The 19,380-nt window shown below is 42.5% G+C and carries 12 protein-coding genes; 2 read left to right on the forward strand and 10 right to left on the reverse strand.

Annotation, left to right across the window (positions count from 1 at the left end):
- A partial coding sequence (locus RDO37_RS07315) for a PD-(D/E)XK nuclease domain-containing protein (protein ID WP_308498614.1) occupies positions 1–508 on the forward strand: 508 nt, incomplete at its 5' end.
- A 141-nt stretch (positions 509–649) separates the two neighbouring features.
- On the opposite strand, the gene RDO37_RS07320 is transcribed toward RDO37_RS07315, so the two are convergent.
- From RDO37_RS07320 to RDO37_RS07330, 3 genes are all read right to left on the reverse strand, one after another.
- Positions 650–1,390, reverse strand: coding sequence for a DUF4241 domain-containing protein (locus tag RDO37_RS07320; protein WP_308498615.1), 741 nt, complete (start codon positions 1,388–1,390; stop codon positions 650–652).
- Positions 1,391–1,751: 361 nt separating this feature from the next.
- Entirely contained in the window at positions 1,752–2,078 is a 327-nt protein-coding gene (locus tag RDO37_RS07325) for a DUF5713 family protein (protein ID WP_308498616.1), read from the reverse strand.
- Positions 2,079–2,488: 410 nt separating this feature from the next.
- Positions 2,489–3,337, reverse strand: coding sequence for a YwqG family protein (locus tag RDO37_RS07330; protein ID WP_308498617.1), 849 nt, complete (start codon positions 3,335–3,337; stop codon positions 2,489–2,491).
- 389 nt (positions 3,338–3,726) lie between these two features.
- Between RDO37_RS07330 and RDO37_RS07335 the strand changes: the two genes are divergently transcribed.
- Positions 3,727–5,298, forward strand: a complete 1,572-nt coding sequence (locus tag RDO37_RS07335; protein ID WP_308498618.1) for an ISAs1 family transposase — start codon at positions 3,727–3,729, stop codon at positions 5,296–5,298.
- 777 nt (positions 5,299–6,075) lie between these two features.
- On the opposite strand, the gene RDO37_RS07340 is transcribed toward RDO37_RS07335, so the two are convergent.
- From RDO37_RS07340 to RDO37_RS07365, 7 genes are all read right to left on the reverse strand, one after another.
- Positions 6,076–7,155, reverse strand: coding sequence for an ankyrin repeat domain-containing protein (locus RDO37_RS07340; protein WP_308498619.1), 1,080 nt, complete (start codon positions 7,153–7,155; stop codon positions 6,076–6,078).
- 197 nt (positions 7,156–7,352) lie between these two features.
- Complete coding sequence (locus RDO37_RS07345) at positions 7,353–8,759, reverse strand: DUF6138 family protein (protein ID WP_308498620.1); 1,407 nt, start codon at positions 8,757–8,759, stop codon at positions 7,353–7,355.
- A gap of 398 nt (positions 8,760–9,157) precedes the next feature.
- Positions 9,158–9,388, reverse strand: a complete 231-nt coding sequence (locus RDO37_RS10860; RefSeq protein ID WP_374045309.1) for an Imm17 family immunity protein — start codon at positions 9,386–9,388, stop codon at positions 9,158–9,160.
- Positions 9,389–9,586: 198 nt separating this feature from the next.
- Positions 9,587–10,387 (reverse strand): DUF4253 domain-containing protein, encoded by an 801-nt coding sequence (locus tag RDO37_RS07350; protein WP_308498621.1) that lies wholly within the window; start codon positions 10,385–10,387, stop codon positions 9,587–9,589.
- A 297-nt stretch (positions 10,388–10,684) separates the two neighbouring features.
- Positions 10,685–13,732 (reverse strand): DUF4261 domain-containing protein, encoded by a 3,048-nt coding sequence (locus RDO37_RS07355; protein ID WP_308498622.1) that lies wholly within the window; start codon positions 13,730–13,732, stop codon positions 10,685–10,687.
- A gap of 307 nt (positions 13,733–14,039) precedes the next feature.
- The gene (locus tag RDO37_RS07360) at positions 14,040–17,117 is read right to left on the reverse strand and encodes a DUF4261 domain-containing protein (RefSeq protein WP_308498623.1); all 3,078 of its coding nucleotides are present in this window, start codon (positions 17,115–17,117) and stop codon (positions 14,040–14,042) included.
- 930 nt (positions 17,118–18,047) lie between these two features.
- Positions 18,048–19,289, reverse strand: coding sequence for a hypothetical protein (locus tag RDO37_RS07365; RefSeq protein WP_308498624.1), 1,242 nt, complete (start codon positions 19,287–19,289; stop codon positions 18,048–18,050).
- Positions 19,290–19,380: the final 91 nt, after the last annotated feature.

Genomic DNA, 19,380 nt, shown 5'->3' on the forward strand with positions numbered 1-19,380 from the left:
TAATTTTCTTGATGACTTGCTCAATACTGCACCAGCACAATTGTTTGCAGTGCATGAGTCCGAAAATCTTGTAAGCTACCTCATTTATCTTGCGCTAGATCATGCACAGCTTGCCAGAGAACGTGAGGTTCATTATGTCCTAGGCCGAGCTGATTTAGTCTTGTACAAGTCTTCTGAAGAGTCATTACTTTCTGATATTGTCATTGAATTTAAGGTCGCACGCCAAGGTGAAAACGTTCTCAAAAAGCTCGCAGCAGGTGCTAAACAAATTGTAGACAAGCGCTATGGCATTAGTTATAAGAACCCTGATCCTGTGCGCTACTGTATTGTATTTAGCAATGATCTCAGGCAAGTTGGAGCCATCGGTGCCGTGAAAGGTGATGGAAGCTATGAAGTAACCTATCTGTCAAGCAAACTCACTAAGCGCGGCACACTAAGATCCATGTACCGCAAAGCGACAAGCAAAGCCAAGAAAGATAAGCGCGTATCGTCATCAGATAAGGACTAACCTGCTTAGCTATACGCATGCCTAGTATATTGATTCTTAATTAACCTAAGCGATAAAGGAGCCCCCAATGATCAAACATATGAATGCTCATGGGATGCTTCTTTATTAATGAAATTAGAGATCGCTATACTAGTATGAAGTTTAGTCATTGTATTCTTTGGCAATGTCGATGAACAGAATGTAGACTGCGCAGACATTGCCTTGAGCATCATAGGCAAAATAGACAGGATAATAGCCATCGCCCCAGCCAGAGGTGAACATCACAATGGAGCTCTCGCTATTTGGGACAGTGTAATTAAGCCACTCGCCATGGCTTTGCTGATAGTCAGGATGGAGCTTGGCGTTTTCACAAAGCAAATCGTCAAAGAGATCATTGTATGGATCAATATCCGGATCTTCTTCAAGCATACTCTCCCAAACTTTCTTGAAAGCCTTTTGAGCAGCGACGTCGGCAAAGCATCCCATACCTGCATCAACGCCAAAACCAAAGTACTCATCCTCGCCTATTTCTTCATTTAGATTCTCTTTGCCCGTCATCGCCATTTCGTAGCGCACTGCCTTAGCATCAGAGATCTTGAGCTTTGCGCAGGCATAGCGATTGCCATACTTTTGATGTGGCACGACACAAAGCTGCACGCTATATGTACCAGGTGCAATGGTCTGTATGAATGGCTCGCAATCTTCTAGCTCAACGAATGGATCGCAGGCAATAATTTGACCTGTAGGAAAGTGTGCCTTTCCAAGATCTAAAATCGCCACATCCATATTGGCAACCTTGCTCTTAGTAAAGTACTCATCAAGGTCGACTTTGCACTGCAGCTTGTCTTTAACTGACTCATACTTATCGAGCCATTCTTGAGTTAAGTTTGTCTTAGTATCCATAGCTATCATTTGACGCCTCATAGACTTATCTTAGATAAAGCATGTGACGTCATCCTCCTTCAAAGTTATATGTAAACCTATGCTGTCAATCAAGCATATTATCCAAAGCTTAGCTGTTAATTGCTCCAAGCCCACAGCTCATAATCGAGCATGGACGGTTCGCTCGTACACCTCCAGTACTCTCAAGCATATACACAAGCATGTACTGGCCCTCAAGCACATCTAGCATACTCAAGGAAGCCTAGCATGCTCAAGCATTGACAAAAACGTGCCCAGAAGCCCCGGTATGGACGCAAGCATGAGCGCAAGCTTGATGGGCTATTGAGCTTAGGTCTTTAGCTGTGATTAACTCTAGTTTACGCTACCACTCGCGCTCTCTGATAGCCTCTTCAATTTCGATATCGATGCCAAACCACTTGAGGATATACTCAACTGTTACGCCGATTGAGTCTCTAGCAACGGTCTCAATCTCGCTCTCGTTTTCGTCAAACTCTTCTTGCAAGTTGTTGATAGCAATGACGATCTCATCGAGCTTGTCCTGAATTACCTCAACATCCTGCTCACCTGTTTCTAGAAGTGAGATTAACTTGTTAAGCTCGACCTTAATCTTATCGACTAAGAAAGGTGGATAGTAATCATCACGGTACATATCAGCAAGCAGCTGATAGTTTGGATCAAAAGTCTTCATGACAACTCCTAATATTGCCAGCAAAATCTTCGAGACGCATTCAAGGGAAGACGTGGCGCAACTTTGCTAAAGCTATGTGCCTTGAGGGCATGCCGAGGGGCCCACGCTTGCTTGCTCTACTAGTTTTGTTGTTTTTTTTGGTTTTGTTGGTTTTGTAAGGCTGCAGCTAGGCTTAAGCTAGAGCCTAGCTAGCTATGAATTTAGGGTAGATAACACTTACCTACTCATCCTGCAGCGTGAGCCTCACTTGGCTCAAAGCTCAGAGACAATATACTCTTTGTATGAGTAGCTGTATGACATGCAAACAAGTAATTAATTGCGCTATTGCACGTACTCATGAATTAGCAAAGCGCAGAATGACAATTTATGCAGCAGCTCCTTGATAGTGTACTTAGTTAGGCAATCAATAGCTAATAGCACTGCAGCACCAGCCACACCTTGTCAAAGCGCCGTGCGATTAAGTCATCTTTTTGAATGAAGAAGTAGATATGGCCGCAATCGCCCCACATCAGCTCAAAATCATCAGTCTCTACTGTATCGAGCTGAAATAAGAGCATCCAGCGGTCAGTGGATGATTTTTCTGCCTCGTTACGAATACTCTTTGGGACATCCTTGTAGCCATCGCCTAATTTGTAGCCTTGAGAGACGAGATCGCACTCTGAGAACATACTGCCTTGTATAGTATTTGGCCAGCCAAGCAATTGTGAGTGATTCTCATCATCATTGTATGCCCCCATTTCTTCGTAGATTTTTTCGACTTTAGCGTCGTCCTCATCACGAATTTTAGGGCAAACTTCACTGATGTCTTCCCATTGCGGATAGCTATCTTTCTTCTTTAGCTCAATCTTGAGGCAAGGCATAATGAAATCTTCGTCCATATCGCTTGGAAAGACTGCTGCCCTAAGCTTGGAGACGTCCTCAAAATAATATACACGCGCACAACCTTTATCCTTTGGATCAAAGCCCCAACGCTGAGTATCAAGCTCATAGAAAAACGAAAGTATGCCGTGATCTGGCAGAAGATGTTCTTTGTCCAACTCGACTAATTCGCTGCAGTTAAACTGAGCTAAGAAGGACAGATAACGCTCCTTAGTTTCATAGTATCGGTCACCTGTGGTAAAGGTTGGCCAGACAAAATCTTCAGGCACATCAGGTACACCGCCAAAACGGCTGCCGCCTAATTTGTATTCTTCTTCATTGCCAATGTTCAAACCAATGGCTTGCTTACATAACTCAAGCAGCTTTGCTTTGACATCCATAGTGCACCTCATAACTAAACTACAGCCAAGCGCCATAGTCCATGCCTTGCTAAAACATAGTCCATATGACTAGCTTAGTTAGAGTAGCACCATACGTTCACCTTGATTGTTCAGCGCATTAATCTTTTATGGCGAAACGGCAAAGATGCTTTAGTTCACATTTTTGCTTTAATGCCATTTTACCCGAGCTAGCCTTGGGGATGCTCTTTAAAAATCTAATTTACCTTAAATCTTTCTAGCATGGATTTCGTCTACAACTTCTTTGACTAGTTTTGAGCAATAGTCTTTCGTAAAGATGTACTCATATATCAAAACTAATATTAAAGTGTGATCCAAGGATCACGGTTTAATGAAGATGCTAGTGACAGAGATCAAATTATGATCAAATAATGAAAAATTTGGCCTTGCACTTTTTCATTAAGAATATGTCACAAGATACTTTCGCTCCTTCAGAAAAGCTAAGAGAGTTGGCTAAGGAATATCCTTGCCATTCTTTTGGCCTGCCTGAAGACTGCCTTGAAAGTAGAGTGAATGAATATATCGAGTTATTCAAAGAAGACATACTCTGTAAGACTAATGAGATTATTGATGTTGAACATCATATTGCTCACTTAAGAGTTGATATTGATGAAATCTGGAGAATATATAACAACACACCACGTGAACTGATAATGTGGATATCAGAAAGCCTCTGTGTAATTAGAAGAATGCTTACTGACCAAAGGTCAGAGACGTTTGTTGTATATCCTTTAGATGTCCTAGTGTTTGTTATCTATATGGCTCGTTGCTTTGGCCATACTAGAGCGGAGCACATTGTTCAATGGTATCGCCAATATAACCTTGCCTTACAGTTTCTAATTCCAGGCATACCAAGTCCAAAGCATAGGTTAAGTGTAACTACGATTAACACTGTCATGCGCATGATTAGTGAAGAGCAAATGGAACAGCTCCTTCGCTCATATTTCACTGCAGCTAAAGAGATCCTACACTTGCTTATGGAGACTGAAATAAAACGGTATAGGGACGCAAATAACTTCAAACATGTAGTTGCTTTTGATGGGCAAGAGCTCAAAGCCTCGTTCCTCAGTGGAGAAAAGAGTCGACGTCGTAAAGGTGCTATTGCAGTAACAGCCTATGATACAACTACAAACCAAGCTTTAGCTGCTACTAGAGTACATAACAAAAACAATGAGACAGTAGGAATATTAAGAATCTTACCTAACATTGATGTTAGAGGGAAACTTATTTCTTCCGATGCTTTAAATACCGTTGCAAAAATAAGCGAGGCCGTAATAAACAATGGTGCAGACTACCTTTTCTGCATAAAGTCTAATGGTGGTAACCAAAAGCTTTTTAAGCAGACAAAAGAACTTTTTAACACAGAGATGGCACAGAGCAATAATCAAATTATCCGTGCACCTACTCTCACAGAAAAGGCACATGGAAGACTTGATCAATATGATATATGCATCTTGCCTGCCTGCTTGCTACCTTTAAAGCCTGAGGAACTACACAAGGGATTACAGACTCTTGTTTGTTATACAAAAACAAGCTACCGTTTGGTGAAAGGTGTGATTGATGAAGCTAAATCATCTATAAATGCTCGCTTCTATATAAGCTCATTGCCATTTAGCCCAGAAACTCTAAATCAGATTAAATTCTCAATACTAGATTACTGGTCAATTGAGTCGAGTCATCATGGCCCACTGGATAACAAAAGGGTATTTGATCAAGACTCTATTCAATCATGCAATGAGAACTACCTAGGCAATAGCATCACCCTTAATAAGTTAGCCTATAACTTCATTAGTTATAAAAGAGCTATTATGGCTGCGGCTTCTAAAAACAAAAAGCCACCAACATTTGAAAATGTATGCAAGCACTATGCAGATAGGCAGTCCATGATTTCTGGTCCGATAGCTTTGCTTTTAGATTTATACGAATACTTCAATCAAAACTAGCATAGCTAGGAAAGAAATTCTCGTTACTTCTCAAAGACCCATCCATATTTGCGTTAAACCCGCTATTCTTCGATATGAGCTACAAAGATAGTTGTAGTTCATATCTCAAACATGAATATCTTTCATAAGTTCTGGTAAATTAGATTTTTAAAGAGCATCCCCAAGGCTAGCTATGGGGGTGATGTGCATTTTTTTTCGGTGAACGAGAAATGTGATCTAACCACATTCCGCCGTTTCGCCATATAATCTTTTGATGTAAATCAAAATACGCCAACCATCATTCATGAAAAAGCTTGGCCACCTAAGCAGGCCACTTGACTACATATAGCTTTCTCATATTTATTCAGACGACCCACCTCTTTCTTAATCTCTTTCGTGCCTATTCAGACCTCTCAGGCCCTCTCAATTGTTTCTTTGCTGATTGAGGCCTCATTAGTTACCTCAATTATTCAGGACTGATGCAGCCCATTAGCCCGCTCAATTTTCTGGGCTGATTAGACCTCATTACCTCACTCAATTTTTTCTTGGCCGATTAGGCCTCATTAGACATCTCAATTTTTCTGGACTGTTCAGGCCAAACTAGACCTCATTAGGCCTCATTAGGCTTTATCAATATATTTAGAGTGCTTGGGTCTTTAGCAATGTTTACTTTGATTATTCGGCTTTTCACGGCATGGCTTAATGAGTCCGATAAGGTCTTTTGAACTTCAAAAGTTCGTGAGTCTTTCGTAACTTAATGCCATCTTTAACTTACAGGCTTCTTTGGCTGACGTGAACCTACTTATCAAACTCGCCACTAATCATGCCATTGATATAGAAAGCAGGATTGGCAATGAACTCATCCCATTTGCACAGGGGATGAAACTCGTCGTGCTCGTAATCTAAATACCACAGCTTTTTGTCTTTGGCGCTCCAAAGTAATAAGCAATCGCTATAGTTATCCATTGACTGAAGTAAGGAGAGCAGCTTTTTGCGCTTATACGTAATGACTTGTACATCCATAAGCGTATATAACTGCACCCATCTTACATATTGGCCATCTGGAAACTCTAATCGGTGCGGGCCGCTCTTTAGATAATTAAGCATCTTAACTGGCAGCTTGAATGGCCGTAACGATAAGAGCTTTTGTTGCTCGTTATGCCAATCTTCTGGCTCTAAAGATTTAAGAAAAGCTGACATCTCATCATTGCCGTTGAGTTGAGCAAGCGAGTATGGCCTATCCCCATACTTATCACTGATTTTTATGTCGGCCCCACGCTCAACTAAATAGCGCACCAGATCAAAATGATTTGCTCGCGCAGCCTCAGTAACCGCTGTAGATGCATAAGGAAAGACCATGTCTGATTTATGGTAGTTAACGTCCACACCCTTTTCACATAAGAGTTTGACTAATTGCATATCCCCATCAGATGCTGCAGCTCGCAGTGTTTGTCCTGCAAACTTAGCTACACTGATGGAAGCTTTCTCAAGCATCTCGATCACATGGTAATTTTTGGACCAACGCACTTCTTGAAAAGCACGCTCTTTTTGCTCGCTACTTAGCTTAGCTGCATGAGGGGCAAAAAGCTCAATTAACTCATCAGACCCGCTGCGTATGGCTAACAACAGCAATGCTTGCTCAGCATACAAATCAGGATTAGCACCATGCTCAAGCAGATAATGTGTCATATCAACATCACCGCGTAGCACGGCGATCTCTAAAGGATACAAGCGTGAGTACTCACTAATCTCAATGGCACGATTGACGCAATAACCATCAGTCAAAAGCTCTTTGAGTGCGTCCATATCATGATTACATATGGCTGCAGCAAGCTTAGGCACACTCTCAAAAGTACCGATATATCCAAGTTTGAACATACGCTTATCCCCTGAAAAAACGTTGAGATGCTCTTAGCTGAATGCTAGTAGCCCGTCTCTTGTGCAGTGCTGCAATGCCTATGGTATTTGCCTCAGTGCAAGAGTGAGGCTTGTGCTTATGCTTATGCTTATGCTTATGCTTGTGAATGAATGCGGTTTCATGGGTGACTAGTGCCATTGTTTTTGGGCGGCAGTCATTAGCTTTGTAAGAGGCGCTCGTAAAGTTTACGCAGCGGCTCAGGTGCGCTTTCAATAAGTTTCTTGGTATTGTTCTTTTGCTTGCCAAAGAGAGCATACATCAGTCCATCTTGAACATATTGGACAAAACTCTCGTCTTTAGCATCCTTTGCATCAAGATAATCGCCAAGGTGATCCTTGAGGTCGATAAGGGCAGTTAAGCTTTCCTCGTTGGCAATAAGCTTACTAAAGTCCTTAGCCCCCTCAAAGTTTTGCATCGACATGACACCATCAATAAATACGACCATGGTTTGTTTGGTAAAACCATACTTACGCATGTAGGCAATGATGAATTTAGCTTGCAGCGACGAGTGCTCGTCGTCGCAAAGCTTAAGATACTTGCGAACTAATGGAGTGTATTTGAAATCGGCAAGTCCCAATGCAAAGATAGCAAAGGATCCAGGCATGGCGCATTGCTCATCTGAAAGGTTGTTGTAGAACTCATCTTCTTTCATCGCCAAATTGGCATAGCGCTCTATTTTAGGATGCAAGGACTCAAAGGCTACAGCGCAGGCAAAGAGCTGATTAATACCCTTTTTAGGCAGGCCTGGTATAGGCAGATAGCTTTTGTTTGGCCCTCTAAACTCAAGTGCATAACTATCTGGAAAGTCCTCGTGTTCTAAGACTTGGCACAGATAATCTAGCACCTGCTCATAGCACTGAGCACTATCTTCCTTTGCCTGAATACGAATCGTGGCAAAAGCATCATTAGCCTTAGCACTCATTAGCTCAGTCTTGAAAGAACGAATGTCCTTTGGCAATTTGCCAGTGCCATCTTGCTTTAATGCTTTGACCATATCTGGCCTAAGCTGACTTACTAAGGAAAAATAAAGTTGTGTAGTAACGCTCTCATAGCTAGCACCATAGCTGCTATGGCAGACAGCACTATAGCAAGCAAGCTTTAGTCTGTGCTCATCATCCTCATCAAGAGTCACATCGCTCTTAAGCGTACACGGAGAATTGCTGCTGAAGTAGCCTCTCGCACCTCTTTGAATATCAAAGTAGCGCTCAAACACATTGCTTTTAATGAACTTATCTAGTTGAAACTCAATTTCTCTCCATCCAACTAGGCGGCGCAAGGATTCAAAGAAGATATAGGCCTCATCATAATCACTTGTAGGCTCAAATCTATTGTTCAAATAGCGCTCAACTATCTGAAATGGCAAAAAGCGCTCACCTGAGTGATTGCACACTAACGTTGGAAAGTCAGTGCATCTTGCACTTGCCTTGGAGCTGAGAATATCAGCAATACAAGTATCGGCCTCAGCTAAAATACGCTTATCCGTATCTTTCTCGTGAATCAGGTGATAGTTGTACTTGTCATCTTGAGCTTTGCTATCTGTCTTCTTTGACTTATCTTGCACCATGAGAACACCTCAATAACTCAAGTTAACGAAAGTGATGCGTGCCAAACAGTATGATGAGCAACGCAACTATGGATAAACCCAAAGCAACATAGTCATGATCGAATAATTGCTTGAGCAAGGTTAAGACCACCAAGATGCCGACTATGATGATGACGCCATTCATAAACGCCTCTTGCCATAATTATCTTAATAACAGCAGCAATTGCCCTTTGCTTTGCCAGAGCCCTAGGCCAAGAGCAAGGGCAATGGCAAGTGCATGAGCTTATAGCTCTGTGCTTAGAGCTTAGAGCTTAGAGCTTAGAGCTTAGAGCGCAGACTAGCTTGTTTGGCTAGCTTGTTTTGCTAGCTTGTTTGGCTCGCTTGCTTGGTTCGCTCGCAGCCTCAGAGCACTTTGCAAGCTAGATAAATCGATTAATTACGAAATATAGCTCGCATATGATGAGGATGATGCCTAGGCAAAAGAAAATGAAACGCAGCAAACCTCGTGTCATCAAGGGTGCATGAGGTTTTCCTGTGGGATCACATAACCAATCCCAATTGCGTATGGAGCCGACTACCAAGAGAACGCCAAACAAGGCAAAGATGAAGTCACTGTACTCACTAATTAGCTTTTCTATCGTCATAAGCATCAATCCATCATATGCGCTTAAGATGATGGGGCTGTTTAAGGCACCAAAGCAAGGTGCCCTTTTGTCCCATCATCAAAGTAAAGCACATTAGCAAGATAACTTCATCAATACATACAAGACTTTAGCTTGGCTCATATGCATGAGAATCATCAGTCAAACCGGCATGCAAGCAAGCAAAATTGCATGCATGCACAATGACTAATCCCACCAGAAATACCAATGTTTAGAACGCCACAAAGTGTCTGCAAGAGCACCCACTGTTCCAGTGCCTTGAGAAACAATGTCTTCACAAAATACATATTGCTCAAGAGCAACTTCCATGGCGACATCTTTTGCAATGGCCTCAGGGAGATCAAACTCAAGTACATCATGGGTTAGTACTGCAGGAATGGCACCGTACTTTTCAAACCAATACTTGCTCACTTCCATCAGAACCTGAGTGTCAGGACACTCATTCCAATTGCCAAAAGGCACATAGGCAAATACCTCCCAAGGATGCTTGACCGGGATCTTGGCTAAGATTAGAGGTAATGTGCATTTATCATCATAGTCCCAATAGCCACCAAAGCTATCGCCATCTTCGCCTTCGTCGCCACCCTCCATTGTGCCCACAATCTCTGAGTCCCAATCAATGTCATCTTCCTTAGCATATGACATTGAAACATCGAGCATCTTATTGAGCGTGTCTTTGCCATTGCCAAGACTGAGTGACAAATGCTGCTTGCGGTAAGAGGCAACCGAATCTTTGTCAAACTCGTACATATCTTCATTGCCTTCATCGCTGTTCATGATCAGACAATCAAAAAGAGTCTCGTCAACGGCAATTAACATAGGCACATAGCCACCTTGTTGTGCTTGAGCCTTTGCCTCTTTTAAGGCCTGTAAAATCGGCGCATCATCAGTGCTTGGAGCAAAGAAGGTACACTCACAGCCTAAATAATCCATCATAGCTTGAGCAAGTTCAGGGATCTCCTGCTCAAGAGCTTTTGTATCAGCCATAAAAAACTCCTACTTTCACAACACGAAAAGCGCACTGCCAAAGCAAATTACGACAGCACACCGTCAAGCTTGTACAACATGCCTTGGCAAGGTACGAACTATAGCTAAATTCCCACGGACTTGTCCGTGGGGTTGGATGGTAATGAGAGCAAGATGCTACTTGCAACTTGCCTATAAAACACGGCATGCGCAAAGTTGATTGCTCTTGCCCACCGCTCCAAGCACTCTAAGCACGACTTATTTCCCATCGCCAAAAGCGCTTAGAGCATGGTTTATTGCTACTCGCCTCAAGCGCTATTACCGTGTTTTTTTACACGCTTTTGGTGGTTTAAAATACTTGACCTTGAGTGTTTGCTGAGTTGGGTTGGCAACACCTTTTGAGCGTGTAATAGTGTGCATGTCCGTGGCATTAGGGCCGATGGTTCCACCATCTTCCAAGGTGATCTCATTGGAGATGACATGGTGTGCAAGATAATAGACAAATTGGTGCAATTGCTTAGGCTCACAAGCAGCGTCTAGCACCTCGATTTCCTCTTTGCCAAATAAATCAAGGCCACATGTGTAGGCGCACATGCCATTCTTGCTCTTGTACAGACCAATCCAAATCCAATTGCTAATCGGCAAAATGTCATATTTCATGATATTTGCCATATCAGCATAGAACTCTTTTTGAATGATGACATAGTTGAAGTAAACCGCACTTGCCGATTTGAGCGCACAGCATGCTGCTGCAATCTTGGCAAAGAGCATGGCTCGATCAATAAGCTCACTTTCCTTGTCAACCACGACAACTTCGAAATGTGCCTTATGCTGTTTAAGTGCTTTATGCGCATCAGGCCACATGAAATTGTTTTGCGCCGCATACTCAAGGTTTTTCTGAGGAAGCTTGCATGGCTTGTATGAAATGAATGCCAACATCTTGCCTTGTCGAATATATAAAGCCTCAGACTCAGCGCTATCTTCTTCATCATCTTCTGTAAAAGCTGGAACGCTACCTTCGAGCACATCGACAATGCCCCATTGATTTTTCAAACTCTCAATCAATGCATCTTTGTCAAAGCCGAGCTTATCAAGCATGATTGAGCAGATAAATTGGCCCTTGCGATTGACTGAAGATGCGTCACCATCCTCAGAGTCATCAGTGTCATCACCGCACTCAGTGCCTTCACTTTCATCGGAGTCATCAGTGTCATCACCGCACTCAGTGTCTTCACTTTCATCGGAGTCATCAGTGTCATCACCGCACTCAGTGTCTTCACTGTCATCAGTGTCATCCAGATTATAAAACCCATCCATAAGCTTAATGAGTGGTACAGAGCGTTCTTCGATCTCTTCTAGACACTCTTTAATTAGCTCTTGAGCATTCTTATCCTTAGGATCTAGCTTAGCCCATGTTTTGGCATAAGCAATGGCTTGTTCTTGTTGACCATATAATAAATGGTAGATATAGGCCATGAGGCTATGCCACCGAGCTTCTTTTTGACCCTGAGATTTGAACTCCTTTAACAGCCTAATAGAACGTAGCAAAGCTTGATCGCCCTTGTACTTTGGTGCTTGATTCAATTTATCGCCCACAGTGGCGTAGCCTTGCAAAGCCTTTACTAAAAGATAAACATGGTTAACGTCCCAGTACTTGCGATCGACAGTCTCAAGAGCTGCAATGCTCTTTGAGTACTCGTTGTCATCATTTAGATCTTCAATTTGCGCATAGAATGCTTGAGGATGTTGAGGGTCGTAGACGAGTTCTTGACTAGGCTCAGTCATATCGATACTGTCAGTTACATAATCATCTTTTGCGAACCATATGACATCGTAATCGCTCTTGTGCCTTAATTGCCCTTGATTTCTGGCTGGCTTTTTGAGGATCACTGAGCCTACATTCATGCGGAATGTATGGAAAACGGCATGCTCGATCTTGCTATCTTTAAAGAAAGCTTTGGCAGCATCTAAGAATGGGAAATGATCCCAGACCAGTACATCCACATAACCAAACTCTACGCCTGTAGCAGAACCAAAAACTTTGACCACATCATCAAGTCCATCCTGGGTCAAATACTCCTCAAAGGCCTCACGGAAGGCACAGATCTGATCAGCACGCTCATCCTCATCAAAGCTGTCTAATGAGAAGGCAATAAATCCAGCCACAACACCGTCATCATGCAGCTTGTCTATAGCACTCTCGTCATCGTTAAAGTAGCCATCCATAAGATCTGGCACAAAAGTTGTGCCTGCCACAATATCATCGCGCCATATCTTAGATGGCTCTTCAACGACGTTGCTTGTGTATCTGTAAAGATTGGTCTCAAGGTACTGCTGATCATCGATATTTAGATCACCGCACACTGAGATGAGTATATTTTGAAGGTCGCAAAGAAGAAGATGCTTATCTGACTTTGGCTCATCTAAAAGCTCAAGCTCTCGGACATAGTACATATAAGCAATCTCGCCTATAGCTGTGTATATGATAGCTTCAACTATCTTTGAGGCCGCCTTTAAGCTATGAGCCATTACTCCCTTAAGTTTTGGGCAATAAGCTGAGAGCTTAAGCTTGCCTTGACCCGTAGATAGCCATAGCTGCAGCTCATCATTACTGATCGCAACATCACCCACCATATGATAATTATCATTAGTAGCAGCTCTACCAATAACAATGTCCCAATGCTTTAAGACAGCCTTTGGCGCATGTTGTTTTAAGTAGCTAAGCTCCAGAAAGGTGATGGAATTGCCTAAAGGGCTAAATGTAAGCTCATACCTACTGCCATTAAAGCCTATAGAGAACCCAAAATTATGAATAACGTCTCTGAAGATCTTAATGGCCATATCACGCGCTTTTTGGCGCTTAAGCTGCCTGTTTTTCTTAGCCAATAGACTGCGGATTTCTTTTTCTTGATCGGCAAAGGTTAACCATGCCATGAGGACACGGGTTCTAAAGTCGGGCTCATATCTCGGTAAGGTTAAGCTCATGATGCAATTATAAATGAATACATAGCAATCTTTACCCGCATGCTCAATATCAATGGCCTTCATAAAATACTTACGTGCAGGGCCCTTCTTATCAAGAAAGTAATGGGCATAGCCCATACTATAGTTCCAAATATAGCTCTCGCCCATGAGCTCTTCGTGCGGCTTTAGCAGTGAAATTGCTATGTCTAGCATGTAGCTGCCGTTCTTGGTACGTACGCCGAGATTATTGAACGCCCTTGCAAGCTCACAATCCATTTGTGGGGTACGCTCGCTAGGATCTATGGCATCAAGCTCCTTAATGATCTTGTCGAACTTTTTTTCTTTATGCCACTTTTGGCACTTCTGTAAGATATCCATTGTCACCTCATAAGAAACTGACACATAGACCTGATCCTTTTAGAAGGGGGCAGAAGTGCCGACTTTCTTGCTAAGTTAGTTAGATTAGATGATCGTCTTGCGACTCAATATTGATAATAACATTGATTAGGACGAGAAAACCCTACCACGCCTTGCTACTCATAGCTTAATGCGCTCTAAGCATGGACTATTGCCCGTAGTCAAAAGTGCTCTTAGCCGGACTTATTTCCCATCGCTCCAAGCACTCTACGCAAGACTTATTTCTCATCGCTCAAAGTGCTCAGAGCATGGTTTATTACTCATCGCTCACAGAGCTCTAACCGTGTTTTCTTTACTCGTCGCTCAAAGCAATTTCGTCTTGTTCTTCCTCGCTCTTAGCGTTTTTGAAAAACTCGACCTTGAGTGTTTGCTGACCTGGGAGAGCTACACCATCTGAGCGTGTAATAGTGTGCTTGTCCGTGGCACTAAAGCCGATGGTTTCACCATCTTGCAAGGTAACATCATAGGCGATGACATAGTTTGCAAGATCATAGATAAAATCGCGCAATTGAGCCGGCTCACAAGCTGCATCTAGCACCTCGATTTCCTCTTTGCCAAATAAATCAAGACCATATGTGTAGGCGCATAAGCCATTCTTGCTCTTGTACAGACCAAACCAAATCCAATTGTTAAGCGGCAAAATGTCATCTTTCATGAGGTTTGCCATATCAGCATAGAACTCTTTTTGAATGATGACATTGTTGAAGAAAACCGCACTTACCGATTTGAGAGCACAGCATGCAGCTGCAACCTTGGCAAAGACCATGGCTCGATCCATGAGCTCACTTTCCTGACCAACCACGGCAATTAAGATATGGGCCTTATGCTGTTTAGCGGCTTTATGCGCATCAGGCCACATGTAATTGTTTTCTGCCGCATACATAATGTCTTTTTGAGGAACCTTGCATGGCATGTATGAAATGGCTACAAACATCTTGCCTTGTCGAATAACTAAAGCCTCAGATTTTATATCATCCTTAAGTGCCTGTGCCTCAGAGTCAGCGCCATCATCACCATCGCAATCTTCTGCAGCGCCAGCTTCTGCATCAGACTCAGCCTCTGCAGCAGCTTCAACGCTATCGTCGACCTCATCGACGATACCCCATTGAGTCTTCAAAATCTCAAGCAATGCATCTTTGTCAAAGCCAAGCTTATCAAGCAAGATTGAGCAGACAAATTGACCCTTGCGATTGACTGAAGATGCCTCACCGTCCTCAGAGTCATCCGGCTCATCAAACTCATCCATAATATCAATGAGTGGTGCTGAGCGTTTTTCGATCTGTTCTTGGCACTCATTAATTACCCTTTTAGCATCCTCATCCTCAGAGTCTAGCTCAGCCCATGTTTTGGCATAAGCAATGGCTTGTTCTTCTTGACCGTATAAGTACTGATAGCCATAGGCCATACGCATATGCCAGCGTGCCTCTTTTTTACCCTGAGCTTGAAATTCCTTTAGCAGTTTAAGGGAGCGTAGCAAAGCTTGATCGCCCTTGTAGCTTGACGTCTTATCCAATTGATCGCCAATAATGGCGTAGTTTTGCAAAGCTCTAACTAAAAGATAAGCATGGTTAAAGTCCCAATACTTGCGATCGACACTCTCAAGAGCTGTAATGCTCTTTAAGTATTCGTCATCATCATTGAACTCGTCAATTTGCGCATAGAATGCTTGAGGATGTTGAGGATCGTAGACAAGCTCTTGACTAGGCTCATTTGCTTGCTCAGTCATATCAAAAGAGTCAGTTTCAGCATCATCATAAGAGCCTAGTGCGTCCGTGACTTCATCTTGTTCTTGAGCGGCTAAATTATCTGCATCATCTGCTTCTTGATGATCTTGTGCGTAGCAAATGCCATCATCATTAGACTGAGGATTAACTTGTTCTTGATCTTGGGCATCTTCCTCAGCCTTCTTGAGGGTCACTGTACCTACATTCTTGCGGAATGTATGGAAAACGGCATGCTCGATCTTGCTATCATCAAAGAAAGCTTTGGCAGCATCTAAGAAGGGCACAAGATCCCAGACCAGCACATCGACATACCCAAAGTCTACGCCTGTAGCACCACCAACAACTTTGACCACATCATCTAGTCCATCCTGGGACAAATACTCCTCAAAGGCTTCGCGGAAGGCAAAGATCTTATCAGTACGCTCGTCCCCATCAAAGCTGTCTAATGAGTAGGCAATAAATCCAGCAGCAACACCGTCATCATGCAGCTTGTCTATAGCACTCTCATCATCGTAAAAGTAGCCTTCAATAAGCTCTGGCACACAAGTTGAGCCTGCCACAATATCATCGCGCCATATCTTAGATGGCTCTTCATCGACCTTTCTTGTGTATCTGTCAAAATTGGTCTCAAGGTACTGCTGCGCGTCGATATTTAGATCACAGCCCATCGCGCTGAGCTTATTTTGCAGGCTGCAAAGAAGAATATGCTTATCTGCCTTGGGCTCATCTAAAAGCTCAAGCTCTCGGACATAGCGCATATAAGCAATCTCGCCTATGGCTGTGTATATGATAGCTTCAACTACCTTTGAGGCAGCTTTAAAACTATTAGCCATTACTCCCTTGAGTTTTGGGCAATAAGCTGAGATCTTAAGCTTGCCATTGTCCTCAGATAGCCATAGCTGCAGCTCTTCATTGCTAAGTTCAACATCACCCACCATATGATAATTATCATTAGTAGCTGCTCTACCAATAACAATGTCCCAATGCTTCAAGACAGCCTCTGGAGCATGTTGTTTTAAAAAGCTAAGCTCTAGCAAGGTGATGGAATTGCCTAAAGGGCTAAATATAAGCTCATACTTGCTACCATTAAAGCCGACAGAGAATCCAAAATAATGAATACCGTCACTAAAAATCTTAAAGGCCCTATCACGCGCTTCTTGTTGCTTAAGCGGCTTGGTTTTCTTGCCCAATAGACTGCGGATTTCATTTTCTTGATCAGCAAAGGTTAACCATGCCATGAGGACACGGGTTCTAAAGTTGCGCTCATAGATTGGTAAGGTTAAGCGCTTGATGCAATTAGAAATGAAGGCATCGCAATCTTCATCATCAGGCTCAATCTCACTGGCCTTCATAAAATACTTAAGTGCGGGGCCATTCTTATCAAGAAAATAATGGGCATAGCCCATACGATAGTTCCAAAGATAGCTCTCACCCATGAGCTCTTCGTGCTTCTTTAACAGCGAAATTGCTATCTTTAGCATGTAGCTGCCGTTCTTGGCACGTACGCCGAGATTATTTAACGCCCTTGCTAGCTCACTATCCATTTCAGGGGTACGCTCGCTAGGATCTATGGCATCAAGCGCCTTAATGATCTTGTCGAACTTTTCTTCCTCATGCCACTTTTGGCATTGTTCTAAAATATCCATGTAACCCCCAAATCGTATCTACTGAGCAAGCTAAATGCAGCTGCAGCATCTTGCGCAATCTATGTGGCTAGAAGCTCCTGCCGAATCATAGGAATCTATATCTGCTAGAAACACCTGCAGTATCATGTTCAACCTATGTTGCTAGAAGCACCTGCCGAATCGTGGCAATCCATGTGCGCTCATGGCTTAAGTGGCCATCTTCATTTAGCTAAGCTTACACAAACATTAGCGCCACTGTTAGGCCATCACAACCGACAGAATGTGTTTTTTAGATGACTGTCAAAACTAAATGCTAAAAATATGTCTCACATCGTGCATATCCCCATAGCAATAACCGATATGACAGCATTAGCTCTATGATGTACAAAAGCTTGTTAGCCTACGCTGCAGCAAGACAAAACTGCATGAACAAATCTTTTATGAGGCAAAGTAGTCCAATTTAATGATTCATTGAGTACGAGTAGATCCATTACCTTTGAGGGTGGATTAAGTGAAGTGCCATTTTGCTACGTATCCATAAGTAGCTTGATTTTGTAACGACGCATTAGCTGGCAAAAGTAGCACTATCTGCAATGCCTTCTGTTTTGGTCACTGATGCTGTGAGGATATAGCTGTAGTTAGTGCTACAGCTATTGTTTGCGGGGGAGATATTTAACATGGCAGTCAACATTTCATTGACTATCGGACTAAGTGAAGTGGCTTTTGGGTATGGCCAGTTTTGATTATGGGGATGAAGTATAGCCCCATAAGTTTTGTAGATATGGTGCATACAGCCGCAGCGCCAGGCCTCAGAAAGTGATTATTGAAGCCTGGTCAAGGGATAATTAATCGCCTTGCAATGCGTCTAATAGAAGGTTACAAAGAGATAATGATGTTTGATGACTAAGAAAGCTCAAATACAGTCATCATTTAACGAAACGATCCCCTGCTTTATCGCCATTTCAGCCACCTAAACCATCTGCCCTTTTTACCAAATGATTTATCTAAAATCTCGATTAAAGCTTCAACATCCAAGCATTTCTGCTCAGCCAAAAATGCTCTGACCATCTCCTTCTTTACAGGTTTATATGACCTAATAAAACTTTCCCTTAAATTTTCCATAAGCTCCACGTACTGAAATGCAGGGTCGCGCAAACTTTCCTTTCTTTCAAGCCACATAAGAAATATTTCACATTCTGCATTGTCAGAGTCTATCTTTGCCCATTTTTTAGCATATTCGATGGCTGTTTTGTCTTGACCAGAAACAGAACTCAAGGCTAATGCCATAAACTTATTCCATCGAACATCGTTTGTGCCCTCGGACTCATATTCCTTTAATAAGTCGATGGCTCGTAAAATAGCCCGCTCCGCTTTGTATTTATCGACACGACGCATTTCATCACTACGTATACCGTAGCATAACAAACATGCGACAGTATTCATGGCGTGTTTAAAGGTCCAATGCTTGCGTTCTAGCCCCTCAAGAATATAAACAAGCTCACCAAACATCGCTAAATCATAACAATTAAGCATGATTTCTACGCATTCTTTAGCCCCTTCGTGCTTATAAATATTTTTGATATGGTCTAACATTTCGTTATTGTTTAGGCTATCTTCTGCATTTTCGTTAACTTCTTGACTATCTTCTTCTAGCTTTCTTTTTTCCCTAAATAGCATGGTTATGCTGTTCTCAAGATTTATTGCCGCTTGAAATTCTGCTTCTAGTTCGAACTTTTGGTCAGAACCCACAATACTATCAGCGTACTTGATGGCCTCATAACTATTTGCGAAACGCTTTTTATCGAGAGGCAGATCATCTACTAAAGCCAGCGGTAAAGTGTCCCCGTCTTTTATAATAATAGTTTTGGCACCAGTGAAAAAAGTACGAAAATAGACTTTATCAACTCCCTGATCTAAAAAGAAATTTTTCGCCTCATTTATAAAGCCTTCATAATCCCAAACAATTAAATCTAAATAGTTATACTTCAGACCAGTGGCTCCGCCTATAATTTTGGCAACAGCTTGCCTACCGTCCGCTTTCAAATATGAGTCAAATGATAGACGTAAGTTAAAAATTTCTTTGCTGACGTCATTTCCTGTTGAGCTGTTTAAAGGAAACGCAATGAATCCCGCACTCATACCATAGTGGTCAAACCTTTTTAAGGGTATTTGATCGATATTTGGAAAGGGCATATATAAGCCGTTTAAGCTATGATATATGCATGCATCTGCATGATCCGGACATGTAGTTTTTGTATTACGCTAACCACAAAAGTTAACGGTA

Origin of the sequence: uncultured Anaerobiospirillum sp. (assembly GCF_902485895.1) — a bacterium.
Taxonomy (GTDB): Bacteria; Pseudomonadota; Gammaproteobacteria; order Enterobacterales; family Succinivibrionaceae; genus Anaerobiospirillum; species Anaerobiospirillum succiniciproducens.

Coding starts and splice junctions, on each gene's coding strand:
- RDO37_RS07320 (WP_308498615.1), bottom strand. CDS start 1,390: ATGGATACTAAGACAAACTTAACTCAAGAATGGCTCGATAAGTATGAG.
- RDO37_RS07325 (WP_308498616.1), bottom strand. CDS start 2,078: ATGAAGACTTTTGATCCAAACTATCAGCTGCTTGCTGATATGTACCGT.
- RDO37_RS07330 (WP_308498617.1), bottom strand. CDS start 3,337: ATGGATGTCAAAGCAAAGCTGCTTGAGTTATGTAAGCAAGCCATTGGT.
- RDO37_RS07335 (WP_308498618.1), top strand. CDS start 3,727: ATGAAAAATTTGGCCTTGCACTTTTTCATTAAGAATATGTCACAAGAT.
- RDO37_RS07340 (WP_308498619.1), bottom strand. CDS start 7,155: ATGTTCAAACTTGGATATATCGGTACTTTTGAGAGTGTGCCTAAGCTT.
- RDO37_RS07345 (WP_308498620.1), bottom strand. CDS start 8,759: ATGGTGCAAGATAAGTCAAAGAAGACAGATAGCAAAGCTCAAGATGAC.
- RDO37_RS10860 (WP_374045309.1), bottom strand. CDS start 9,388: ATGCTTATGACGATAGAAAAGCTAATTAGTGAGTACAGTGACTTCATC.
- RDO37_RS07350 (WP_308498621.1), bottom strand. CDS start 10,387: ATGGCTGATACAAAAGCTCTTGAGCAGGAGATCCCTGAACTTGCTCAA.
- RDO37_RS07360 (WP_308498623.1), bottom strand. CDS start 17,117: ATGGATATTTTAGAACAATGCCAAAAGTGGCATGAGGAAGAAAAGTTC.
- RDO37_RS07365 (WP_308498624.1), bottom strand. CDS start 19,289: ATGCCCTTTCCAAATATCGATCAAATACCCTTAAAAAGGTTTGACCAC.